15 protein-coding genes and 1 pseudogene are annotated in these 19,560 nt (G+C 68.6%); 8 read left to right on the forward strand and 8 right to left on the reverse strand.

The genetic code is table 11. The features are described from left to right. The 7 genes and pseudogenes from ABLE93_RS06895 to ABLE93_RS06925 form a co-directional block, all read right to left on the reverse strand. The gene (locus ABLE93_RS06895) at positions 1 to 1,254 is read right to left on the reverse strand and encodes an RNA polymerase sigma factor (RefSeq protein WP_348838907.1); all 1,254 of its coding nucleotides are present in this window, start codon (positions 1,252 to 1,254) and stop codon (positions 1 to 3) included. Next, positions 1,251 to 1,640, reverse strand: a complete 390-nt coding sequence (locus ABLE93_RS06900) for a YciI family protein (RefSeq protein WP_348838908.1) — start codon at positions 1,638 to 1,640, stop codon at positions 1,251 to 1,253. Before ABLE93_RS06900 ends, ABLE93_RS06895 begins: the two co-directional genes overlap by 4 nt. 83 nt (positions 1,641 to 1,723) lie before the next feature. Further along, complete coding sequence (locus ABLE93_RS06905; RefSeq protein WP_348838909.1) at positions 1,724 to 2,125, reverse strand: DUF1398 domain-containing protein; 402 nt, start codon at positions 2,123 to 2,125, stop codon at positions 1,724 to 1,726. A gap of 16 nt (positions 2,126 to 2,141) precedes the next feature. Beyond that, positions 2,142 to 2,603 (reverse strand): MarR family winged helix-turn-helix transcriptional regulator, encoded by a 462-nt coding sequence (locus tag ABLE93_RS06910; RefSeq protein ID WP_510182997.1) that lies wholly within the window; start codon positions 2,601 to 2,603, stop codon positions 2,142 to 2,144. Between the two features lie 128 nt (positions 2,604 to 2,731). Next, positions 2,732 to 4,265, reverse strand: a pseudogene (locus tag ABLE93_RS06915) (carboxypeptidase M32). 227 nt (positions 4,266 to 4,492) lie between these two features. Further along, entirely contained in the window at positions 4,493 to 4,828 is a 336-nt protein-coding gene (gene hmuQ / locus ABLE93_RS06920) for a heme-degrading protein HmuQ (protein ID WP_348838912.1), read from the reverse strand. Positions 4,829 to 4,878: 50 nt separating this feature from the next. Beyond that, entirely contained in the window at positions 4,879 to 7,089 is a 2,211-nt protein-coding gene (locus ABLE93_RS06925) for a TonB-dependent hemoglobin/transferrin/lactoferrin family receptor (RefSeq protein ID WP_348838913.1), read from the reverse strand. 287 nt (positions 7,090 to 7,376) lie between these two features. On the opposite strand from ABLE93_RS06925, the gene ABLE93_RS06930 reads away from it, so the two are divergent. The 3 genes from ABLE93_RS06930 to ABLE93_RS06940 are packed head-to-tail and all read left to right on the forward strand — an operon-like array spanning position 7,377 to position 10,213. After that, positions 7,377 to 8,312 (forward strand): heme/hemin ABC transporter substrate-binding protein, encoded by a 936-nt coding sequence (locus ABLE93_RS06930; protein WP_348838915.1) that lies wholly within the window; start codon positions 7,377 to 7,379, stop codon positions 8,310 to 8,312. Positions 8,313 to 8,314: 2 nt separating this feature from the next. Beyond that, the gene (locus ABLE93_RS06935) at positions 8,315 to 9,394 is read left to right on the forward strand and encodes a FecCD family ABC transporter permease (RefSeq protein WP_510182998.1); all 1,080 of its coding nucleotides are present in this window, start codon (positions 8,315 to 8,317) and stop codon (positions 9,392 to 9,394) included. A gap of 3 nt (positions 9,395 to 9,397) precedes the next feature. Beyond that, a complete protein-coding gene (locus ABLE93_RS06940; protein WP_348838917.1) occupies positions 9,398 to 10,213 on the forward strand; it encodes a heme ABC transporter ATP-binding protein in 816 nt (271 codons plus the stop codon). Positions 10,214 to 10,215: 2 nt separating this feature from the next. Here the strand turns inward: ABLE93_RS06940 and ABLE93_RS06945 are convergent, their stop codons facing one another. Further along, complete coding sequence (locus ABLE93_RS06945) at positions 10,216 to 10,689, reverse strand: peroxiredoxin (protein ID WP_348838918.1); 474 nt, start codon at positions 10,687 to 10,689, stop codon at positions 10,216 to 10,218. Between the two features lie 237 nt (positions 10,690 to 10,926). On the opposite strand from ABLE93_RS06945, the gene ABLE93_RS06950 reads away from it, so the two are divergent. The 5 genes from ABLE93_RS06950 to secG all read left to right on the forward strand — a co-directional run bounded on the left by ABLE93_RS06950 (position 10,927) and on the right by secG (position 19,538). Continuing rightward, positions 10,927 to 14,472 carry a YhdP family protein gene (locus ABLE93_RS06950; protein ID WP_348838919.1) on the forward strand — a complete coding sequence of 1,182 codons (3,546 nt, stop codon included), beginning with the start codon at positions 10,927 to 10,929 and terminating at the stop codon, positions 14,470 to 14,472. A gap of 271 nt (positions 14,473 to 14,743) precedes the next feature. Further along, positions 14,744 to 16,885, forward strand: coding sequence for a sodium-translocating pyrophosphatase (locus tag ABLE93_RS06955; RefSeq protein WP_348838920.1), 2,142 nt, complete (start codon positions 14,744 to 14,746; stop codon positions 16,883 to 16,885). Positions 16,886 to 16,969: 84 nt separating this feature from the next. Further along, a complete protein-coding gene (locus ABLE93_RS06960; protein ID WP_348839344.1) occupies positions 16,970 to 17,611 on the forward strand; it encodes a trimeric intracellular cation channel family protein in 642 nt (213 codons plus the stop codon). 61 nt (positions 17,612 to 17,672) lie between these two features. Beyond that, the gene (locus tag ABLE93_RS06965; RefSeq protein WP_348838921.1) at positions 17,673 to 18,971 is read left to right on the forward strand and encodes an NCS2 family permease; all 1,299 of its coding nucleotides are present in this window, start codon (positions 17,673 to 17,675) and stop codon (positions 18,969 to 18,971) included. Positions 18,972 to 19,112: 141 nt separating this feature from the next. After that, positions 19,113 to 19,538, forward strand: coding sequence for a preprotein translocase subunit SecG (gene secG / locus ABLE93_RS06970; protein WP_348838922.1), 426 nt, complete (start codon positions 19,113 to 19,115; stop codon positions 19,536 to 19,538). Positions 19,539 to 19,560 lie beyond the last annotated feature (22 nt).

A 19,560-nucleotide genomic window follows, 5' to 3' on the forward strand; every position in this document is an offset into this window, starting at 1 on the left:
TCAGCTTGTCGACATGAGCTGGTCGAGGTGGGTGCGGATATGGTCCGCCTCTGCGGCCGTGTTGGCGAGGGCAATGGCACGATCGAATGCGACGCGCGCCTCCTCCCGCCGCCCGAGCTGAAGCAGGAAGGCGCCGCGCGCGCCGAAGAAATGGAAATAGGAAGACAGCTGGGGCGCCAGAGGCTCGATCATGGCGAGGGCCGCCTCCGCGCCCTTCACCTTGCTGACCGCGACAGCGCGGTTGAGCGTCACAACGGGGGAGGGCTGGAGATATTCGAGGGCGGCATACAGCGCGTCGATCTGCGCCCAGTCCGTCTCATCCGGGCGGATCGCGCGGGCGTGCAGTGCGGCGATGGCCGCCTGGATCTGATAGGCGCCGGGCCGGCGATGGCGCATGGCCTTGTCGATGAGGGCGAGACCCTCGGCGATGCGGTGGCGGTCCCATTGGGTGCGGTCCTGCGCCTCCAGCAGGATGACGCGCCCGTCCCCGTCGAAGCGGGCGTCGGCCCGCGCGTGCTGCAGCAGCATCAGGGCGGTGAGGCCCATGATTTCCGGCTCGGTGGGGAAGAGGCGCAGCAGCAGCCGGGCGAGGCGGATGGCGTCGTCGCATAGGCCCGTCCGGTCGGGATCCTGGCCGGCGGAATAGCCCTCATTGAAGACGAGATAGACCATGGCGGCCACGGTGCCGAGGCGTTCCGCGCGCTCAACCGGGCCGGGCGCCTCGAAGGGTACGTCGGCGCGGGCGATTCGCGCCTTGGCTCGGGTGATGCGCTGCTCCATGGCCGCCTCGCTGACGAGGAAGGCGCGGGCGATCTGCTTCACGCTCAGCCCGGAGACAATGCGCAGCGCCAGCGCGATCTGCTGCGTCGCCGGCAGTTCCGGGTGGCAGCAGATGAACAGCAGGCGCAGCACATCGTCGCGATAATGGGAATTGTCGAGCCGTTCGGCGATGGAGGCTTCCGCATCATCCAGATCGGAAAGCTGGTCATCCGGCGGCAGAGGATCGTGCCGCGCACGCCGGCGCACCCCGTCCAGCGTGGCGTTGCGGCCGACCAGGATGAGCCAGGCCGCCGGATCGCGGGGTGGACCGTTCATCGGCCAGCTCTTCAGCGCGCGCAGGCAGGCCTCCTGAAACGCCTCCTCGGCGGTCTCGAGATCGCGGAAATAGCGCAGCAGCGCGGCCACCGCCTGGGGCCGGGCGGCAGTGAGGGTGCCGTTGATCCAGTCCGGATCGGTAAGGGCCGGCGTGGTCATGTGCCGGTCTTCTGGTCCGCGGAGCGCCGGTCGGGGAAGAAGGCGCGGACCGGCCGGACCTCATAGGTGGCGCCGGGATTGACCTCAGAGAGGTCCCTGACGATGGACAGCATGTCGTCGAGGTCGTCGGCATCCACGAGATAGAAGCCCAGCAACTGCTCCTTGGTTTCCGTGAAGGGGCCGTCGATCACGAGGGGGCCGTCCTGCGTCTTGCGCAGCGTGGTGGCGGCCGTGGTGGGCAGGAGACGCAGGGAGGCGCCCATCTTGCCGGCCTTGGTGAGACGCTCCTGCACCGCCGCGATCTTGGCCATCACGGCCGCATCCTCTTCCTTGCTCCAGGAGCAGACCACGTCTTCTTCATGGTAGCAGAGGATGGCGTACATCATGGGCAGGGCTCCCTTCGTCTTCTGCAAGGACGCGGGAGTATGACCACGACCGACGGTCCGGAGCAAAAATCTGGAAGGTCGCCTCACCGCGCGCCGGGAAACCACTCCACATGCGCGTCGCCGGTCCGCCCGTAATAGATGGCGCGGCGGCCGGCGAGGCTCACCTGATAGCCCACGCAGCCGGCGGCCACGATGCGCGCGCAGAATTCCTTGTACGGGATGCGGCCGGCCTGGATGGCCCGAACGGCCGCCTCGACGCCGGGAGCGGAAAACGCCGACGGGGCAGCGCCCGCCACGGGGGCCGCGGCCAGAACGGCGCTTGCCCCGTCGGGCAGATAGAAGGTCTTCTCCGCGCGGACGAGGTCGGTGTCGTAGCGCTCGACCCCGGCCTCCATCAGCTTGCCGACGACCTCGCCGAAGGTGATCCGCCCCGCATCGGAGGCCGCGACACATTCGTGGATGACGCTCTGCAATGCCGGGTCCATGGCTCTTCTCCTGGTTTCAGTCGATGGGGATCGCCTTCAGCCCCTTGCGCCGCACGATGTCGCGCAGCACCGCCTCCAGGCCGGCGCGATCCTCCGGGGCGAGATGGCCGAAGAATTCCGTGTCGTTGGCGTCGGCGAGGCGCGCCAGCTCGGGGACGAGAGCGCGGCCGGCGGGCGTGAGCGCAAGGGTCTGGAAGCGTCGGTCGTCCCGGTCCGCACCGCGCGCGGCGAGGGCCTTGGCCTCCAGACGGTCGGCAAGCTTGGAGATGGCGCCCCGCGTCATCCCGAGCCGGTCGGCGAGGGCGCTGGGGACGAGGCTCGCGCAGTCATAGAGTTCCCGCAGAACCACCCATTCGGCCACCGTCACGCCTCTCGCGGCCAGTTTCGCGGCGAAAGCATGGGACGTCTGGTTGGAGACGTAGCGCAGCCAATAGCCGAGGTGGGCCTCCAGCAAAGGGACGTCGTCGGAACGCGCAATCTGATCCAAGGCACCCCCATCAGTTGATTAGGAAACTACCAATCAGAATTTCCAAGTCAACTACCCCACCGGAGGACGGGGGCCGACGCCCCCATCCCCATCCCCATCCCCATCCCCGCTCCCCGGAACTAGGCGGCCTGATGCTGCTCCATCTCCCCGCCATAGCGCCGGCGCAGGTGGGCCTTGAAGACGGCGGCGTCCAGGGGCCTTCCCGTGGCGCGGGTCAGCAGCTCGTCGGTGGGGAGGAGCGAGCCCTGGCTGTGGACGTTGGCCCGCAGCCAGGCGAGCAGCGGGGCGAAATCGCCGCTGGCGATGCCCGGCAGGATCTCGGGCTCCGCCCGGCAGGCGGAATCGAACAGCTGTGCCGCGGTCATGGCGCCCAGCGTGTAGGTGGGGAAATAGCCCCACCCTCCGCTCGGCCAATGGATGTCCTGGAGGCAGCCGCGCCGGTCGTCGGGCGGGGTGACGCCGAGCAGCGTCCGCATGCCCTCGGCCCAGGCGCCCGGCAGGTCGGCGAGGCGCATGTCGTCGGCGATCAGCGTCTTTTCGAGGCGGTAGCGCAGGATGACGTGGGCGGGATAGGTCACTTCGTCGGCGTCCACGCGAATGAAACCGCGCTCGACACGCGTGTAGAGCCGCCACAGGGCATCCGTCTCCCACGCGGGACCTTCGGTGCCAAAGGCGGCGCGCATGCGGGGCGCGGCGAAGGTGAGGAACTCGCGGCTGCGGCAGGCCTGCATCTCCATCAGCAGGGATCTGGCTCTCGTGCACGCTCATGGAGCGGGCCTGCCCCACCGGCTGGTGGATGAACGCCTGCGGACGCCCCTGCTCATAGAGGGCATGGCCGGTCTCGTGCAGGACGCCCATGAGGGCGCGGGAGAAATCCGCCTCGTCGTAGCGCGTGGTGATGCGCACGTCGTTGTCGGCGCCGCCACAGAAGGGGTGGGTGGAGACATCGAGGCGGCCGCGATCGAAATCGAAGCCCACCACCTTCATCATCTCGACGCCGAGAGCGCGCTGGGCCTCCACCGCGAACGGGCCGGCGAGCGGCGGGGTGTGCGCCCGGCGCGCCTGGATCTCCAGCACCTCCTCGGTGAAGCCGGGGAGGAAGGCCGCGAGGTCGTCGAACAGCGCATCAATGCGCGCCGAGCGGCCGCCGGGCTCGTAATCGTTCAGCAGCGCGTCATAAGGTGAAAGTCCGAGCTTCTCGCCCTTCACCCGCCCCAGCTCGCGCTGGAGCCGCAGCACCTCCTCCAGATCGGGGAGCAGAGCGGCGAAATTGTTCTCCGCCCGTGCGGTGCGCCATGCCATCTCGCAGCGGGAGGCGGCGCGGCTGGAGGCTTCCACGAGGTCCGCCGGCACCGCCGTATCGACGGTGTAGTGCCGCTCGATCTCGCGCAGGTTGGCGCGTTCCCACGGGCCGAGATCCTCGTCGCCGGCGGCGGCGAGCCACTCCCCGATGCGCGGGTCGGTGGCCATGCCGTGGTGCAGCACCCGCAGGAGCGCGAGGCTTTCCGCCCGTGTCTCGGCTGCGCCCTTCGGCATCATGGTATCGTTGTCCCACTGGAGGATGCCGATGCCGTTGCCGAGCGCGGACGCGCGGGCGAAGTGGGCGGAAAGGCTGGTGTAGGCCGAATTGGTCTGGGCTGAGTGAGCCGTCATGGGCAATGGTCCTGGGGCCGAAGGGCCGGAGCAATAGGGGCTGGAACGGTAGACAAGGGCGGCCGCCGAGAAAAGGGCACGGTCTCTTTGCCGCCTGGCCGAAGCTCAAGGCAAAGAAAACCCGGCGCGGACCTGAGGTCCGGCCGGGGGGAGGTCATCTCGGGGTCGAGATTGCGCTGATGCGCCAACTTGGGGTCACAGAATGCAAGGCCGAGGGGGGATCGGCCTCAGGCCGCCTTTTCGCCGGGGGTGAGCGAAAGAACGGACTCGAATCCTTCAAACTCCGGACCGCCGATATAGTTCACGCGGTTGGATGCCGCACCCGCGTCGCGGTGGGCGAGGCGGAAGGCCTCGGACTTGGTCCAGGCCTCGAAATCCGCCTTGGACGTCCACACGGTGTGGGAGATGTAGAGGGTGTACTCCTCCTTCTGCGGGCCGCGGCACAGGTCGAAAGCGGCGAAGCCCGGCACGCTCGCAAGGTAGCTGTCGCGCTCGCGCCAGACGCGCTCGAACTCCGCCTCCGAGCCGAGCTTGACCTTGAACCGGTTGGTGGCAATGAACATAAGCACTCTCCATCTTGGCAATGCGCTGAGCGGGCGTGCGCGCGAGGCTGCTATTTCACGATCGGCGCCGGCGTCGCCGCGGCGATGGTATCGGCACCGAAGCGGAACCTCAGGCCACCCTTCACGGTGATGCCCGCGCTCGGCAGGAACTGCTGGTATTGAACGTACTGCTCGTTGAGCAGGTTCTCAACCGACAGCTGCGCCAGCACATTGGGGTCGGGCTGGTAGCCGAGATAGACGTTGACCAGGTTGAAGCTCGGTGTCGGCTCATAGGGCGTGTCCGACGGCAGATCTGCCGCCGTCTTCGCCGCCACCCACTGCCAGCGCACCGACATGGTAAGCTTGTTGTCGAGCAGCCGCGCGCCCAGCGTTGCCGCCACGTTGTTGGGCATGATGTTGGCGAGCGGCTCGCCGCTGCCGGTATCCTCGCCCTCGTTCAGCGTGACGTTGAGGCCGGCGAACCAGAGGCCCGCGTCATAGGTGCTCTCCAGTTCGAAGCCGCGGATCCTGGCCTTCGCGATGTTCTGATACTGGTAGTCGGCATAGGTGCCGTAAACGGTCATGTTGTAGCCGACGAGCTCGATGTAGTCGTCCACGTCGTTTTGATAGATGTTGGCCTTGGCGCGGAGCTTGTCGCCCTTGGTAAGGATGTCGTCGAACCGCAGATTGAGGCCGACTTCCTTGTTCTTGCCGATTTCGGGCCGAAGGTTGGGATTGGGCACGAAGCAAAACACGCCGAAGCTGCCGTCCGGGCAGAAGACGAGGGGAATGGCTGGCGGATGGGCGCCGTTCACCAGCGTCTCGGTCACGGCCGGGGCGCGGTAGCCCTCGGCGAAGGTGCCGTAGAGGGTGACCCAGTTCCACGGCGTGAGGCCGAGCGTGAACTTGGGCGAGACATGATCGCCGCTGTTGGAAACCCCGTCGCCATTCAGGGTGTAGCTGTCGTAGCGCACCGCCGCGACGGCTTCGAGCCAGCTTGAATAATTCGCCTTCCACTGGATGAAGGCGCCGCCCACGCCACGCTCGCCCGACGGATTGTAGCCGTCGCCGAAGCCGTAATTGTCCACATTGTCCACGTCGTCGTGGAAATAGTCGCCGCCGACGGTGATGGCGTTGCGAATGTCGTTCCAGGTGAAGCGCGACGTGTTGTTGGCGTCGAAGCCCAAAGTGTCGATGGTGAACGTGCGCGGATCGCCGATGGCGCCGGTGACGGTGCTGGGCGTCCCGGCCACCTTCGTCTGGTCCTGCTTCACCCGGTTCCAGTAGATGCTGCTGCGCCAGTCGAAGAGATTGTCATCGGGGTTCGAGTAGTTCCAGCTGGTGGTCACCGTCTGGTTGAGCACCGTGGTGCCGTACTGGGTGGAGCCGGAGGGAATCTCGTTGTTCACCAAAGCGGCGTTGTAGGTGGTGTAGTCGGCATCGTAATTGAGGCCGGTGACCTTCACTTCGTGATTGTCAGCCGGGCGGAAGGTGGCCTTGGCGATGCCGGTCCAGGTGTCGTAGCCGGTGCCGGGCACCTCGTTGCCGTCGCCGTCGTCGTAATTCTGCTGCGCGCGATAGGTGCCGCCCAGGAACAGGTCCACGTTCTGGCCGACCCTAGCGGCAGCAAACAGGGAGCCGTAGCCCATGGGGCCGTTGGAGCCGAACTCGCCGGACGATTCGACGCCCCAGGTCTGCCCTGGCTTGATGATGTCGTCGGTATCCTTGGTGCGGAACGTCACCACGCCGCCGATGGCGCCGGAGCCATAGATGTTGGACACCGGGCCACGCACCACGTCCACGTCTGCGAGCAACCCCGGCTCCAGGAAGAAGGAACCGGCGCCCGTGCCGTGCCCGAGCTGGGTGAAGTTCTGCCGCGCGCCGTCGATAAAGACCGCGACCCGACCGAAATCCTGCAAGCCGCGGATGTTGATGGACGCCTGCGTGGAATTGCCGTTCTGGATCACGCTGGTGCCCGGCATTCCGAAGAACACGTCCTGCGTGCGCGACGGCATGAGCTGCTCAAGATCGTCGGCGCGCAGAACGGAGATGGCCGCGAGCGAATCGATGGCCCGCTCCTCGGTGAAGCTGGCCGCCACCGTGATGGTGTCGAGCGAGACCATGTCGGTGTTCACGGAACCATTGGTGGACGCGCTCTGCGCCCGCACCGGCGCCGCCAGGGTCAAGAGCGCCGCCACCGCCACGCCCGAGCACAGGACAGCCTTTGAAAGCCCGTGCCGCCTTGCCCCCGAAGCCGCCACCCGTCGCGGTTCTCCCGCCATCGCTCTCTCCCGCCGTTGAATTTTCGGGCTGGCTGCGTCCCGCGGCCGGGGACGGCGCGCAGACGTGGCGGGCGGCAGGCGATTTGCCTGACATAAACTGGCTAACGTTGAGCCCTAGGTGCGTCAAGAACATTACATCCGGCTTGCCAACAGTCGTAAAGAACGGCACTCAGTGTTGCATGGTCAACACGATCACTTTGGCAGACGAGTATTGTACGATTTCAAAACAGATGCCGCGTGATAGAGTCGATCAGGTTTCACATATAAGATGGACTTCTTCTAATTCTATGACGAGTCGCACCCTCCATCTCACATCCAGCCCCGTCCTCTACGGTATGCTGGCGCTTGCCCTGCTCGCCGCGCTGCTGGGCGTCCCGCGCGCCCATGCGGCGCCTCCGGCACCGGCGCGCATCGTCTCCATCGGCGGGGCGATCACGGAAATCCTCTTCGCCCTCGGCCTCGACGATCAGGTGGTGGCGGTGGATCAGACGAGCCGCTATCCCGCCGCCGCCCGGAGCCGGCCGGACGTCGGATATTCCCGCGCCCTTTCGCCGGAAGGGGTCCTGTCGGTGGGGCCGACGCTTATTCTGGCGATTGAAGGCGCGGGGCCGAAATCGACCCTCGACGTGCTCCAGCAAGCCTCGGTTCCCGTGGTGATGATTCCGGAAGGCCACGACAAGGCGGGCGTGCTGCGCAAGATCGCGCGGGTGGCGGAGGCCGTGGGCGCCGAAGCGAAGGGCAGGGCGCTCGCTGCCGAGGTGGCGGCGGATTTCGATGCTCTGGATGCCATGGTGCAGCGTCTGCCCGAGCGGCCGCGCGCCATCTTCGTGCTCTCCGCCAGCGGCGGCGCGGCCGTGGTGGGCGGATCGGACACCAGCGCCGACGCCATCCTGCGCCTCGCCGGCGCCACCAACGCCATGGCCTCGCTCAAGGGCTTCAAGCCGGCGCTGGACGAGGCCGCCATGTCGGCGGAACCGGAGGCGGTAGTGGTGATGCGCGGTGGCGGACAGGTGCTGGACGCCGCGACGGTCTTCGCGCTCCCAGCCTTCGTCGGCACACCGGCGGCCCGCGACCGGCGGCTCGTCACCATGCCAGGCTCCTATCTCCTCGCCTTCGGACCGCGGGCGCCGCGGGCCGCGCGCGATCTCGCCGCAGCGCTCCACCCCGGCGCCGATCTGCCCGCCCTGTCGGATCGGTCGTGGAGCCGGGAGAGCGACCAGTGACACTGCCTGCGACGCTACGCGAGGCGGAAGGGCGGATTGCGAGCCGTCCGGTGGCGGCGGGTCTGGCGTTGTTCGCGGTGCTGGCGGTCGCGGCCTTTCTCGGCGCCCTGGCCATCGGACCCTTCGCCATCGCCCCCGGCCGGGTGCTCGCCATCCTCGCCGACTGGGTCGTCGGTGCACCAGCGCCGGCGTCCACCTTGCGCGAGCGCATCGTGGTGCTGGACGTGCGCTTCCCCCGGGCCGTGCTCGGCGTGCTGGCAGGAGCCGGCATGGCGGTGGCGGGCGCGCTGATGCAGGGCGTCTTCCGCAATCCCTTGGCTGATCCGAGCCTCGTCGGCGTTGCGCCCGGCGCGGCGCTGGCGGCGGTGGCCTTCGTGGTCTTCGGCGCCCCGGTGGCGGCGCTGCTGCCGCCCCAGCTCCAGGCGGTAGGCCTGCCCCTTGCCGCGTTTGCTGGCGGGCTCGTCACCACCCTCGTCATCGCCCGCCTCGCCGAGCGGGACGGCCGCACGTCGGTGGCGACCTTGCTGTTCGCCGGCCTCGCCCTTGGCGCGCTGGCGAGCGCCGGAACGGGGGTAATGGTCTTCCTCGCCTCGGAGCAGCAGACGCGGGACTTCCTGTTCTGGACCCTGGGCAGCCTTGGCGGCGCCACCTGGATGAAGGCGGCGCTGGCGGCGCCCTTCGTGCTGGGCCTGCTCATGGTCGCGGCGCGCCTCGCCCGCGGCCTGGACGCGCTGGCGCTGGGGGAGGCGGAGGCCTTCCACGCCGGGGTCGCGGTGGAGCGGCTGAAGCGCGTCGCCGTCGTGGCCGTGGCCGCCGGTGTCGGTGCCGCGGTGGCGGCGGCCGGGGTGGTGGGCTTCGTCGGGCTGATGGTGCCCCATCTGGCACGGCTGGTGGTCGGGCCATCCCACCGTGGCCTGCTGCCGGCCTCCGCTTTGCTCGGCGCGGCTGTGCTGCTCGGGGCGGACATCCTGGCGCGGATGATCGCCGCGCCAGCCGAATTGCCTCTCGGCGTCGTCACCGCGCTGGTGGGCGCGCCCTTCTTCCTGTGGCTGCTGCTCCAGCGCCGCGCCTTCGTGGGGTGAGCCATGTATTGCGCCGAGGAGGTGAGCGTCACCGCCGGACGCCGGACCCTGTTGGATCGCACCAGCATCGCCGTGCGTCCGGGGCAAGTCACGGTGCTGGTGGGACCCAACGGCGCCGGCAAGTCCACATTGCTCAAGGCGCTGTCGGGGGAGCAGCGCCTCTCGGGCGGTCGCGTCACGCTGGACGGGTCGCCCATCGCCGGCTTCACGCCCCTCGACCTCGCCCGGCGCCGGGCGGTGCTGCCCCAGGCTGCGGAAGTGGCGTTTCCCTTCACCGCCGCCGAGGTGATCTCGGCCGGACTGATGGCACGCGAGGGTCGCGACACCGACCGCATCGCGCGGCTGCTCGCCCGCGTGGATCTCGCCGGGTTCGCCGGGCGCCGCTACGACAGCCTGTCCGGCGGTGAGCGCCAGCGCGTGCAGCTCGCCCGCGTGCTGGCCCAGCTGGAGCTCGGGACGTCAGACGCCCCCTCCTATCTGCTCCTCGACGAGCCGACAGCAAGCCTCGACCTCGCCCACCAGCTGACGGTGCTGCGGCTTGCCCGCGCACATGCGGCGGCAGGCGGCGGGGTGCTGGCGGTGCTGCACGACCTCAATCTCGCGGCCATGGCAGCGGACGAGCTGGTGGTATTGGCCGCCGGCTGCATCCGGGCCGCGGGGCCGGTGGCGCAGGTGCTGACCGAGGAGGTGCTGGCGGACGCCTTCGGCATCCGCGTCGCCGTGGGCGTGGCACCTCCGGGTCCGTTCGTGCTGCCCCAATGCGTCCTCGATGGCGGAGGATTCGGCGGGCTCACTGCGGCCGGCCGGCCGGTGGCATAGGCTCAGCCCAGCTCCTGGGCCGCCTTCAGAACCTCTTCCGCATGGCCGGTCACCTTTACGTTGGGCCAGGTGCGCGCCAAGGTACCGTCGCGGCCAATGAGCACGGTCGCCCGCTCGATGCCCATGTATTTGCGGCCGTACATGCTCTTCTCCACCCACACCCCATAGGCCTCCAGCATCGCCTTGTCGGGGTCGGAGCCGAGGGCGAAGTCCAGGCCGTACTTGGTCTTGAACTTGTCCTGGGCCTTCACCGCATCTGCCGACACGCCAAGAATATCGGTGTCGGCGGCGGCGAAGGCGGCTTTGAGGCCGTTAAAGGCGATGGCCTCCTTGGTGCAGCCGGGGGTGTCGGCCTTGGGGTAGAAATAGACCACCAGCTTGCGGCCCTTGAAATCCTTGAGGGAAACGCTGCCCCCGCCGTCACGGCTGAGCGAGAATGCGGGTGCGGGCGCACCAACCTCGGGAAACTCGGACATGCCGCCTTCCTTTCGACGTGTTCGGCGCCATACGGGGCGGGGAGGGGGCGCAAGCCCACAAGATAGCCGCCTTCAGGGCGCAGATGGTAACCTGCGGGGAGTTGATCCACCTCATCTTTACGAGGCAACGGCAGGTTAGGGTCAATCCGGGGCCGGCGGGCGAATCGCCGCGTCCGGCGCGGACACCAGGACGTTCCCACCGAGAGGGTGGCGAAGCGCGGGAAGGATCGGAACGGAATGCAGCAGTGGGTGGACAGGCCGGAGACCGCACGGCGCGAGCCGCGACGCTCCCGCTTCCGGGGCATCATGGGCGCGCTCATCCCGCGCAGCCGTGTGGCCCGGGCGTTCACCGCGGTCTGCCTCGTCCTGATCGCGCTGGGGGGCGTGGCCGCCGTCGCCCTCTACGTGCTCATCGCCACGGGCACCATCACCGCCAACATCGCCACGCCCTATATCGAGCGGGCCCTTGAGGACCGCATCGGCGGCGGCCATCGCGTCGCCATCGGCTCCACCACGGTGGAGACGGTCAGCGGCGGCGCCACAGCCGTCGTGGTGCACGACATCCGCGTCACCGGCCCCGACGGCCAGTTGGTGGCGAGCGCCCCCAGCGCCGAGGTGGAGCTCGAGGGTTCGCTCCTGTCGCTGATGCCCAAGGCGCGGCGCATCGACCTCGTCGGTGCCGAGATGACGGTACGGATCGCCGCCTCGGGCCATCTGGCCGTCACCACCGGGCGCGGCGCCAAGCCGATTCCCGCCACCGCCGCCGGCCGCGCGGAAGCCGCCGCCTCGGCGGGCGCGGCCCAGCCGTCGCCCGCTGCACCGGCTTCCCCATCGGGCACTGCGCCCACGACGCCCGCTCCCGCCGCCACGCCCGCGGCTCATGGCAGCGCGACCGGCACGGCAGCGGACATTGATCCCCTCAAGCCGGTGTTCCTCACCCGCTGGATGGCCGAGCTGGAGTCCGCCGGCTTCGACGGCGGCGCCCTCGCCGACGTGGGGCTGAAGGACGGAACCGTCATCGTCGAGAACGAGGGCGCCGGTCGCCGCATCGTCTTCCAGCACATCAGCGTGCGCCTCGCCCGGCCGGCCGCCGGCGGCGCCCAGCTGACCTTCACCATCCAGTCGCCGCAGGGCGTCGCGACGGCCGTCGCCCGCATCGGCCCCGCCCGGGACGGCGAGCGCGCGGTGGAGGTCGCCATCAAGAACGTGTCGACGCGGGACATCCTGCACGCCTTCGTGCAGGACCAGCGGCGCTTCTACATTGACACCCTGCTCAATGCCTCGCTGAACGCCCGCCTGTCCCTCGACGGTGATCTCCTCGCAGCGCAGGCGAGCCTCGACCTCGGTGCCGGTGCCATGGGCAATGGCGAAGACCCGGACGAGCGCTTCGTCATCGACCGCGCCCGCATTGCCTTGACCCTGGACGTGGCGCGCCGGGTCATCGTGGTCGCACCCATCGAGGCGGTTAAGAGCCAGAACGTCATCACCCTCGCCGGCGAGATCCGGGTTCCGGCCACGGCGCAGCAGCCGTGGCCGTTCCAGGTGGGGCCAAAGGAGGTGATTCTTCAGGGTCCCGAGATGCCGGAGCCGGCCCTTCCCATCTCCAAGGTCGAAATTTCGGGCCGGTTCGATCCGCCGAGCCGCCAGATCATCGTGGAGCAGGGGCTGCTCGGCGCCTCCACCGCCAGCTTCAGCTTCACGGCGCTGATCGACCTTGGCGTGGCGGTGCCCTACCTGAAGTTCGACGGCGTCGCCTCGCCCATGCCGGTCGCCACCATCAAGCGCTTCTGGCCGGTCAACATCGCCCCGCCGGCACGCCAGTTCGCCATCGAGAACGTCTCGGGCGGAACGGCAGAAGGAATCACGGTGGCGGTCAAGCTGCCCCTCGACCTCATCGGCCAGAAGCAGGTGCCGCTGCCGGAAGACGGCGTGCGCTTCACCATCTCCGGCAAGGGCGTGACGCTGAAGCCGGTGAAGGGACTGCCGCCCATCACCAACGCGAGCCTCGCCATCCTGGTGACCGGCCGCTCCGTGCGCATCACGCTGCCGGACGGGACCGTCGTGACCCCGCAGAACCGCAAGATCGCGGTGAGCGATGGTGTCATGTTCATGCCGGACTATTTCCCGCGCGAACCCACGGCGCAGATCCGGGTGAACTTCAACGGCCCGGCCGACGCCGGCATTGAGGTGCTGGGCATGGAGGCGCTGAAGGGGCCGACGGGCACCGCCTTCGATCCCTCCACCACGCGCGGACGGCTCTCGGCCCTGCTGCAGGTGAACATCATCTTCCGCAAGGTGCCCCTGCCGGAGGACCTCGACTACTCGCTGGAGGCGAGTCTCACCGATTTCGGCGTGGACAAGGTGTTCAAGGGCCAGCGCCTGGAAGGGGCGACGGTGAAGGCCTTCGCCTCGCCCGCCGGCATCGTGCTGCGCGGCGACGGCAAGCTCGCTGGTGCGCCCCTCGCGTTCGAATACGAGAAGCGCAAGGACGTGGCCGACGCCGACATCCGCGTTTCCGCCACGCTGGACGATACGGCGCGCGGGCGCCTCGGCGTGGACATCCCCGGCATCAGCGGTCCGGTGGGCGTGCGCATCGTCGGCACCACCAACAACAAGGACACGCGGGCCAGCATCGAGACCGACCTGACCCAGGCGCGCATCGCCGACCTCATCCCCGGCCTGAGCAAGCCGGCCGGAAAGCCGCTCAAGGCGCGCTTCGTGGTCAACGACAAAGGCAACACGGTCCGCCTCGACGAGATGGTGATCGACGGCTCGGGCACCCTGCTGAAGGGCTCGATGGAGCTCTCGGACAATGGCGACCTGCTCGGCGCCAACTTCCCCACCTTCCAGCTGTCCGACGGCGACAAGGCCGGGCTGAAGGCGGAGAAGGCGGGGGATGTTCTCAAGATCCGCATCGCCGGAGAGGTGATGGACGCGCGCGGCATCATGAAGAGCCTCGTCAGCGCGCCCACCGGCAACCGCCGCAACCAGAAGACGCCGGACGTGGACGTGGAGGCGCGCATCGGCGCGCTCACCGGCAACAATGGCGAGGTGATGCGCCAGTTCGACCTCTCCGTCGCCCGCCGCGGGGTGGAGACGCGGGACTTCACCCTCACCGCCAAGGCTGGCCGCGACGGCGCCGTGGCGGGGGAGATGCGCAATTGGCAGGGCAAGGAGCGCGCCCTCCAGATCACCACCTCCGACGCGGGCGCACTGTTCCGCTTCCTCGACATCTACGCCAAGGTGCAGGGCGGCGAGGCGTGGCTGGTGGTGGATCCGCCGCGCAGCGACAACACGCCTCAGGAGGGCGTGCTGCACCTGCGCGATTTCTCCATCAAGGGCGAGCCCGGGCTCGAGCGACTCTCCAGCGCGGCGCGCGACAGTTCCGGCCGGATCGAGAACGGCACGGCCGCCTTCGAGAAGGCTCAGGCTCAGTTTGCCCGCACCACCGGCAAGATCGTGTTCAAGGAAGGCGCCATCTGGGGGCCGTCGGTGGGCGCGACCTTCGACGGTACGCTGGATTTCGCCGGCGACAGGATCTCGATCCGCGGCACCTTCGTGCCGGCCTACGCGCTCAACAACCTGTTCTCCAAGCTCCCGGTCATCGGCCTGTTCCTCGGCGGCGGCCCGAACGAGGGGCTGGTGGGCGTGACCTTCGAGATCGTCGGGCCGCTGTCCTCGGGACCAACGCTGCGCATCAACCCCATGTCCGCTGTCGCTCCCGGCTTTCTGCGCAAGATCTTCGAGTTCCGTGACTCTTCCGGCGCTCCGCCGACGCGGTGAGCTCCATCGCTGCGCTCTGGCTTGAACTGGTGCGCGAACCATCCGCCTGGGCAAATGGCGGCGCGTCTTGTCGCCCCCCGGCTTGACCGGAGTGCCCATGGCCGGAGCGGGCCAGACGTTGGCGGATGTCCCGTCCAGCCGCCAAAGCACTGGTCACCGGAACCGTCCCAAGCTGCGACCGATTGACCAAACGCCCCTTGCGGCGGCGCACAGCACCCCTCACACTCGCGCCATAAAAGAATACAGGCTGGAAACAACAAGGGTGGGATAGATGCTGGCTCTGGTGCTGATCATCGCCTGCGGACTGCTGGCCGTGGCGTATGGGGTGTGGACGATCCAGTCGCTGATGGCGGCGGATCCCGGAACGGCCCGGATGCAGGAAATCGCATCCGCCATCGCCGAAGGGGCGCAGGCCTATCTCAGGCGCCAGTACACCACCATCGCGCTGGTGGGCGTCGTCATCTTCGTGCTCGTGGGCATCTTCCTCGGCTGGCTGGTGGCGGTGGGCTTCGCCCTCGGTGCTATCCTCTCCGGCCTCGCCGGCTTCATCGGCATGAATGTCTCGGTCCGCGCCAACGTGCGCACGGCCCAGGCGGCGACCAAGTCGCTGGCCGGAGGCCTCGACCTCGCCTTCAAGGCCGGTGCCGTGACCGGCCTGCTGGTGGCCGGCCTCGCGCTCCTCGGCGTCACCGTTTACTACCTCATCCTCAACAAGATGCTGGGATTTGCCCCCAACAGCCGGACCGTGGTGGATTCGCTGGTGGCCCTCGGCTTCGGCGCCTCGCTCATCTCCATCTTCGCCCGTCTCGGCGGCGGCATCTTCACCAAGGGCGCCGACGTGGGCGGTGACCTGGTGGGCAAGGTGGAAGCCGGCATTCCCGAGGACGACCCTCGCAACCCTGCCACCATCGCGGACAACGTCGGCGACAATGTCGGCGACTGCGCCGGCATGGCGGCCGACCTGTTCGAGACCTATGCGGTGACGGTGGTCGCCACCATGGTGCTCGCCGCCATCTTCTTCGCCGCGACGCCGGCGACCCTTGCCACCATGATCGTCTATCCGCTGGCCATCGGCGGGGCGTGCATCCTCACCTCCATAGCCGGCACCTTCTTCGTGCGGCTCGGGGCCAACTCCTCCATCATGGGGGCGCTCTACAAGGGCCTGATGGCGACGGCAGGCTTCTCCGTCATCGCCCTCGCCCTTGTCACCTGGCTGCTGCCCGGCTTCGGCCCCATCCAGGGCGTGGACTATTCGGGCACCAGCCTGTTCCTGGCGGGCCTCGTCGGCCTCGCCGTGACCGGCGCCATCGTGGTCATCACCGAATATTACACCGGCACGGGCTATCGCCCCGTGGTGTCCATCGCCCAGGCGTCGGTGACGGGGCACGGCACCAACATCATCCAGGGCCTTGCGGTGTCGCTGGAATCCACCGCGCTGCCGACCATCGTCATCATCGCCGGCATCCTGTGCGCCTATGGCCTCGCCGGCCTGTTCGGCATCGCCATCGCCGCTACCACCATGCTGGGCGTCGCCGGGATGATCGTGGCGCTCGATGCCTTCGGACCGGTCACGGACAATGCCGGCGGCATCGCCGAGATGGCGGGCCTGCCCAAGGAGGTGCGCCAGTCCACGGACGCCCTCGACGCGGTGGGCAACACCACCAAGGCCGTCACCAAGGGCTATGCCATTGGCTCCGCCGGCCTCGGCGCGCTGGTGTTGTTCGCCGCCTACAACCAGGATCTGAAGTTCTTCATCTCGCAGGCGGCGCCGGGGTCCTACTTCGCGGGCGTGTCGCCCAACTTCTCGCTCGAGAATCCTTACGTGGTCGTGGGCCTGCTGTTCGGCGGCCTCTTGCCCTACCTCTTCGGCGCCATGGGCATGACGGCGGTGGGACGCGCGGCCGGCGCCATCGTGGAGGAGGTGCGCCGGCAGTTCCGCGAGAAGCCCGGCATCATGGCCGGCACCGAGAAGCCGGACTATTCCCGCGCCGTGGACATGCTGACCAAGGCCGCCATCAAGGAGATGATCATCCCCTCTTTGCTGCCGGTGCTCTCGCCCATCGTCTGCTACTTCGTCATCTATTTCGTGGCGGGCGGCGGCGCGGCCGGCAAGTCCGCCGCCTTCTCGGCGGTGGGGGCCATGCTGCTCGGCGTGATCGTCACCGGCCTGTTCGTCGCCATCTCCATGACCTCGGGCGGCGGCGCCTGGGACAATGCCAAGAAGTCGTTCGAGGACGGCTTTGTTGACAAGGATGGCGTGCGCCACATGAAGGGCTCGGAAGCCCACAAGGCCTCCGTCACCGGCGACACCGTGGGCGATCCCTACAAGGACACGGCCGGCCCCGCCGTGAACCCCATGATCAAGATCACCAACATCGTGGCGCTGTTGCTGCTGGCGGTGCTGGGGCATTGAACCGTCCCGGTCCGCCGGGGACGACACGAAAGGCTGCCGCCTGTCCCTGCCGGGGCAGGCGGCGTTTTTGCGCGGGGGCCGATCCTGACGACCGCCGTTACGTCCGAGACCCTGCTCCACATCCTCTATCTCGTCGCCATCGTGGCCGAGGCCATGACGGCTGCGCTCGCCGCCGGGCGGCGGGAGATGGACTGGGTGGGCGTGTTCCTGCTCGGCTGCGTTACCGCGCTCGGCGGCGGATCGGTGCGGGACGTGCTGCTCGGCAACTATCCGCTGTCCTGGGTCGCCCACCCTTCCTACCTCGTCGTCACCGGCGGGGCGGCGTTGGGCACCGTCTTCCTCGCCCGCGTCGTCGACCATCTGCGACAGGTGTTCCTCTTCCTCGATGCGGTGGGCCTCGTGGTGTTCACCGTCATCGGCTGCAACGTGGCCATCGGGCTCGGCCTGCCCGTCATCATGGTGATCGCCGCAGGGATGATCACCGGCTGCATCGGCGGCGTGCTGCGCGACGTGCTGTGCAACGAGGTGCCGCTGCTGTTCCGCGCCGAGCTTTACGCCACTGTCTCGATCCTGACGGGGCTGCTCTACGTGGCCGGGCCGCTCGTCGGACTGCCGCAGCCGCTCACCATGGCCATCGCCATGGCCGCCGGCCTGACCCTGCGCCTGCTGGCGCTGCGCTTCGGCTGGAGCATGCCGAAATTCGTCTACACGAAGGACCTGCATTAGCGCCTGCACGGCGCGAACGTTGCTGCTAGCCTCTGCCCGGATAGGGGCAGGGTGGCTTCACATGCGCGGACTGATCGAGCGCGTCTTCCAGCTGGAAGCGCACGGCACCACCATCCCGACCGAGGTGGTGGCGGGCATCACCACCTTTCTCACCATGGCCTATATCGTCGTGGTGAACCCGCAGATCATGGCCCAGGCCGGCATCGATGCCGGGGCGGCCTTCACCGCCACCTGCCTCTCGGCGGCGTTCGGCTCGGCCATGATGGGGATTATCGCCAACTATCCCATCGCCGTCGCGCCGGCCATGGGCATCAACGCCTATTTCACCTTCACCGTGGTGCTCGGCATGGGGGTGCCGTGGCAGCAAGCGCTTGGGGCGGTGTTCGTCTCCGGCGTGCTCTTCCTCGCGCTGAGCCTGTTCAAGGTGCGCGAATGGCTGCTCAATTCCATCCCCATGTCGCTGAAGCTCGGCATGGGCACCGGCATCGGCCTGTTCCTGGCGCTGCTCGGCCTGAAGGGCATGGGGCTCGTGGTGGCGAGCCCGGTCACGCTGGTGGCGCTCGGCGATATCGCCGCGCCTTCCACGCTGATCGCCTGCGGCGGATTCCTGCTCATGAGCGGCCTTGCAGCACGGGGCGTTCCGGGCGCTATCCTCATCGGCATCGCGGCGGCGACGCTGGCGGGCGTGCCCTTCGGCCTCGTTTCCTTCTCCGGCATCGTCTCCGCGCCGCCCTCGCTGGCGCCCACCTTCCTGCAGCTGGACATCGTCGGCGTGCTGCGCCTGTCCATGACGGGGGTGATCGCGGCCCTGTTCCTGCTGGTGCTGCTGGACAACATGGGCACCCTCATCGCCACCCTCTACAAGGGCGGGCTGATGCGGGAGGACGGCTCCGTGCCCCGCCTCGGCCGGGTGCTGATCGCCGATTCGGGCGGGGCGATCGTCGGCTCGGCGCTGGGCACATCCACGCTCACCTCCTATATCGAGAGCGCCGCCGGCATCGAGGCGGGCGGGCGCACCGGGCTCACCGCCGTGGTGGTGGCGCTCATGTTCCTCGCCTGTCTGCTGTTTGCGCCGCTGGCGCTGGCGGTGCCCGGATACGCCACCGCGCCCGCTTTGCTAGTGGTCGCTCTCGCCATGATCGGTGCCATGGGCGACCTGCCTTGGGATGACGCCGCCGAAGCCTTCCCCGCCGCCGCCACGGCGCTGGCGGTGGTCTTCACCTTCTCCATCGCCACGGGAATCGGGCTCGGCTTCATCACTTATGTGGCGGTGAACCTCATCGCCGGCCGCTGGCAAAGGATCAGCGGGGCGGTCTGGGTGATCGCGGCTGCATCCGCGGTGCTGCTGGCGATCGAGTGAAGTCAGGCAGCCTTTACCTTGGCGCAGCGGTGCGCCGCATCTGCCGCCACCCTCCCGCTCTTCCCTCCCGCCCCCCGATCGTGTAGGAGACCCGCGACCTGCGCGCCGGGGCACCGCTCTGGCGCGAACGTGATGGATTCCATGCAGACGGTTCTGATCGTAATTCACCTGATGGTGGTGCTCGCGCTGATCGGCGTGGTGCTGATCCAGCGCTCCGAAGGCGGCGGGCTCGGCATCGGCGGAGGCGGCGGCGGTTCGGGCGGCGGCTTCTTCAGCGCCCGCGGCTCCGCCAACCTTCTCACCCGCGCCACCGCCATTCTCGCCGTGATCTTCTTCATCACCTCGCTGGCGCTGACCATCGTCGCCACCTGGGGCCGCGCGCCGCGCTCCATTCTGCCGCCGGCGCAGCAGGGCCAGGGTGGCCCGCAGGTACCGCAGAGCGGCGGCAGCATCCTCGACCAGATCCGGCCCCCGGCGCCGGGTGGTGCGGCTCCGCAGGGCGGCGCTCCCGCGGCTCCGGCCGCTCCCGCGACCCCGTCGGGTCCTCAGGTTCCGCAGTCCCAGTGAGCCGTCGCGGCTTCGGCCGCGA

The sequence above is a fragment of the Xanthobacter pollutisoli genome (assembly GCF_040044995.1).
In the GTDB taxonomy this organism is placed as follows: domain Bacteria; phylum Pseudomonadota; class Alphaproteobacteria; order Rhizobiales; family Xanthobacteraceae; genus Xanthobacter.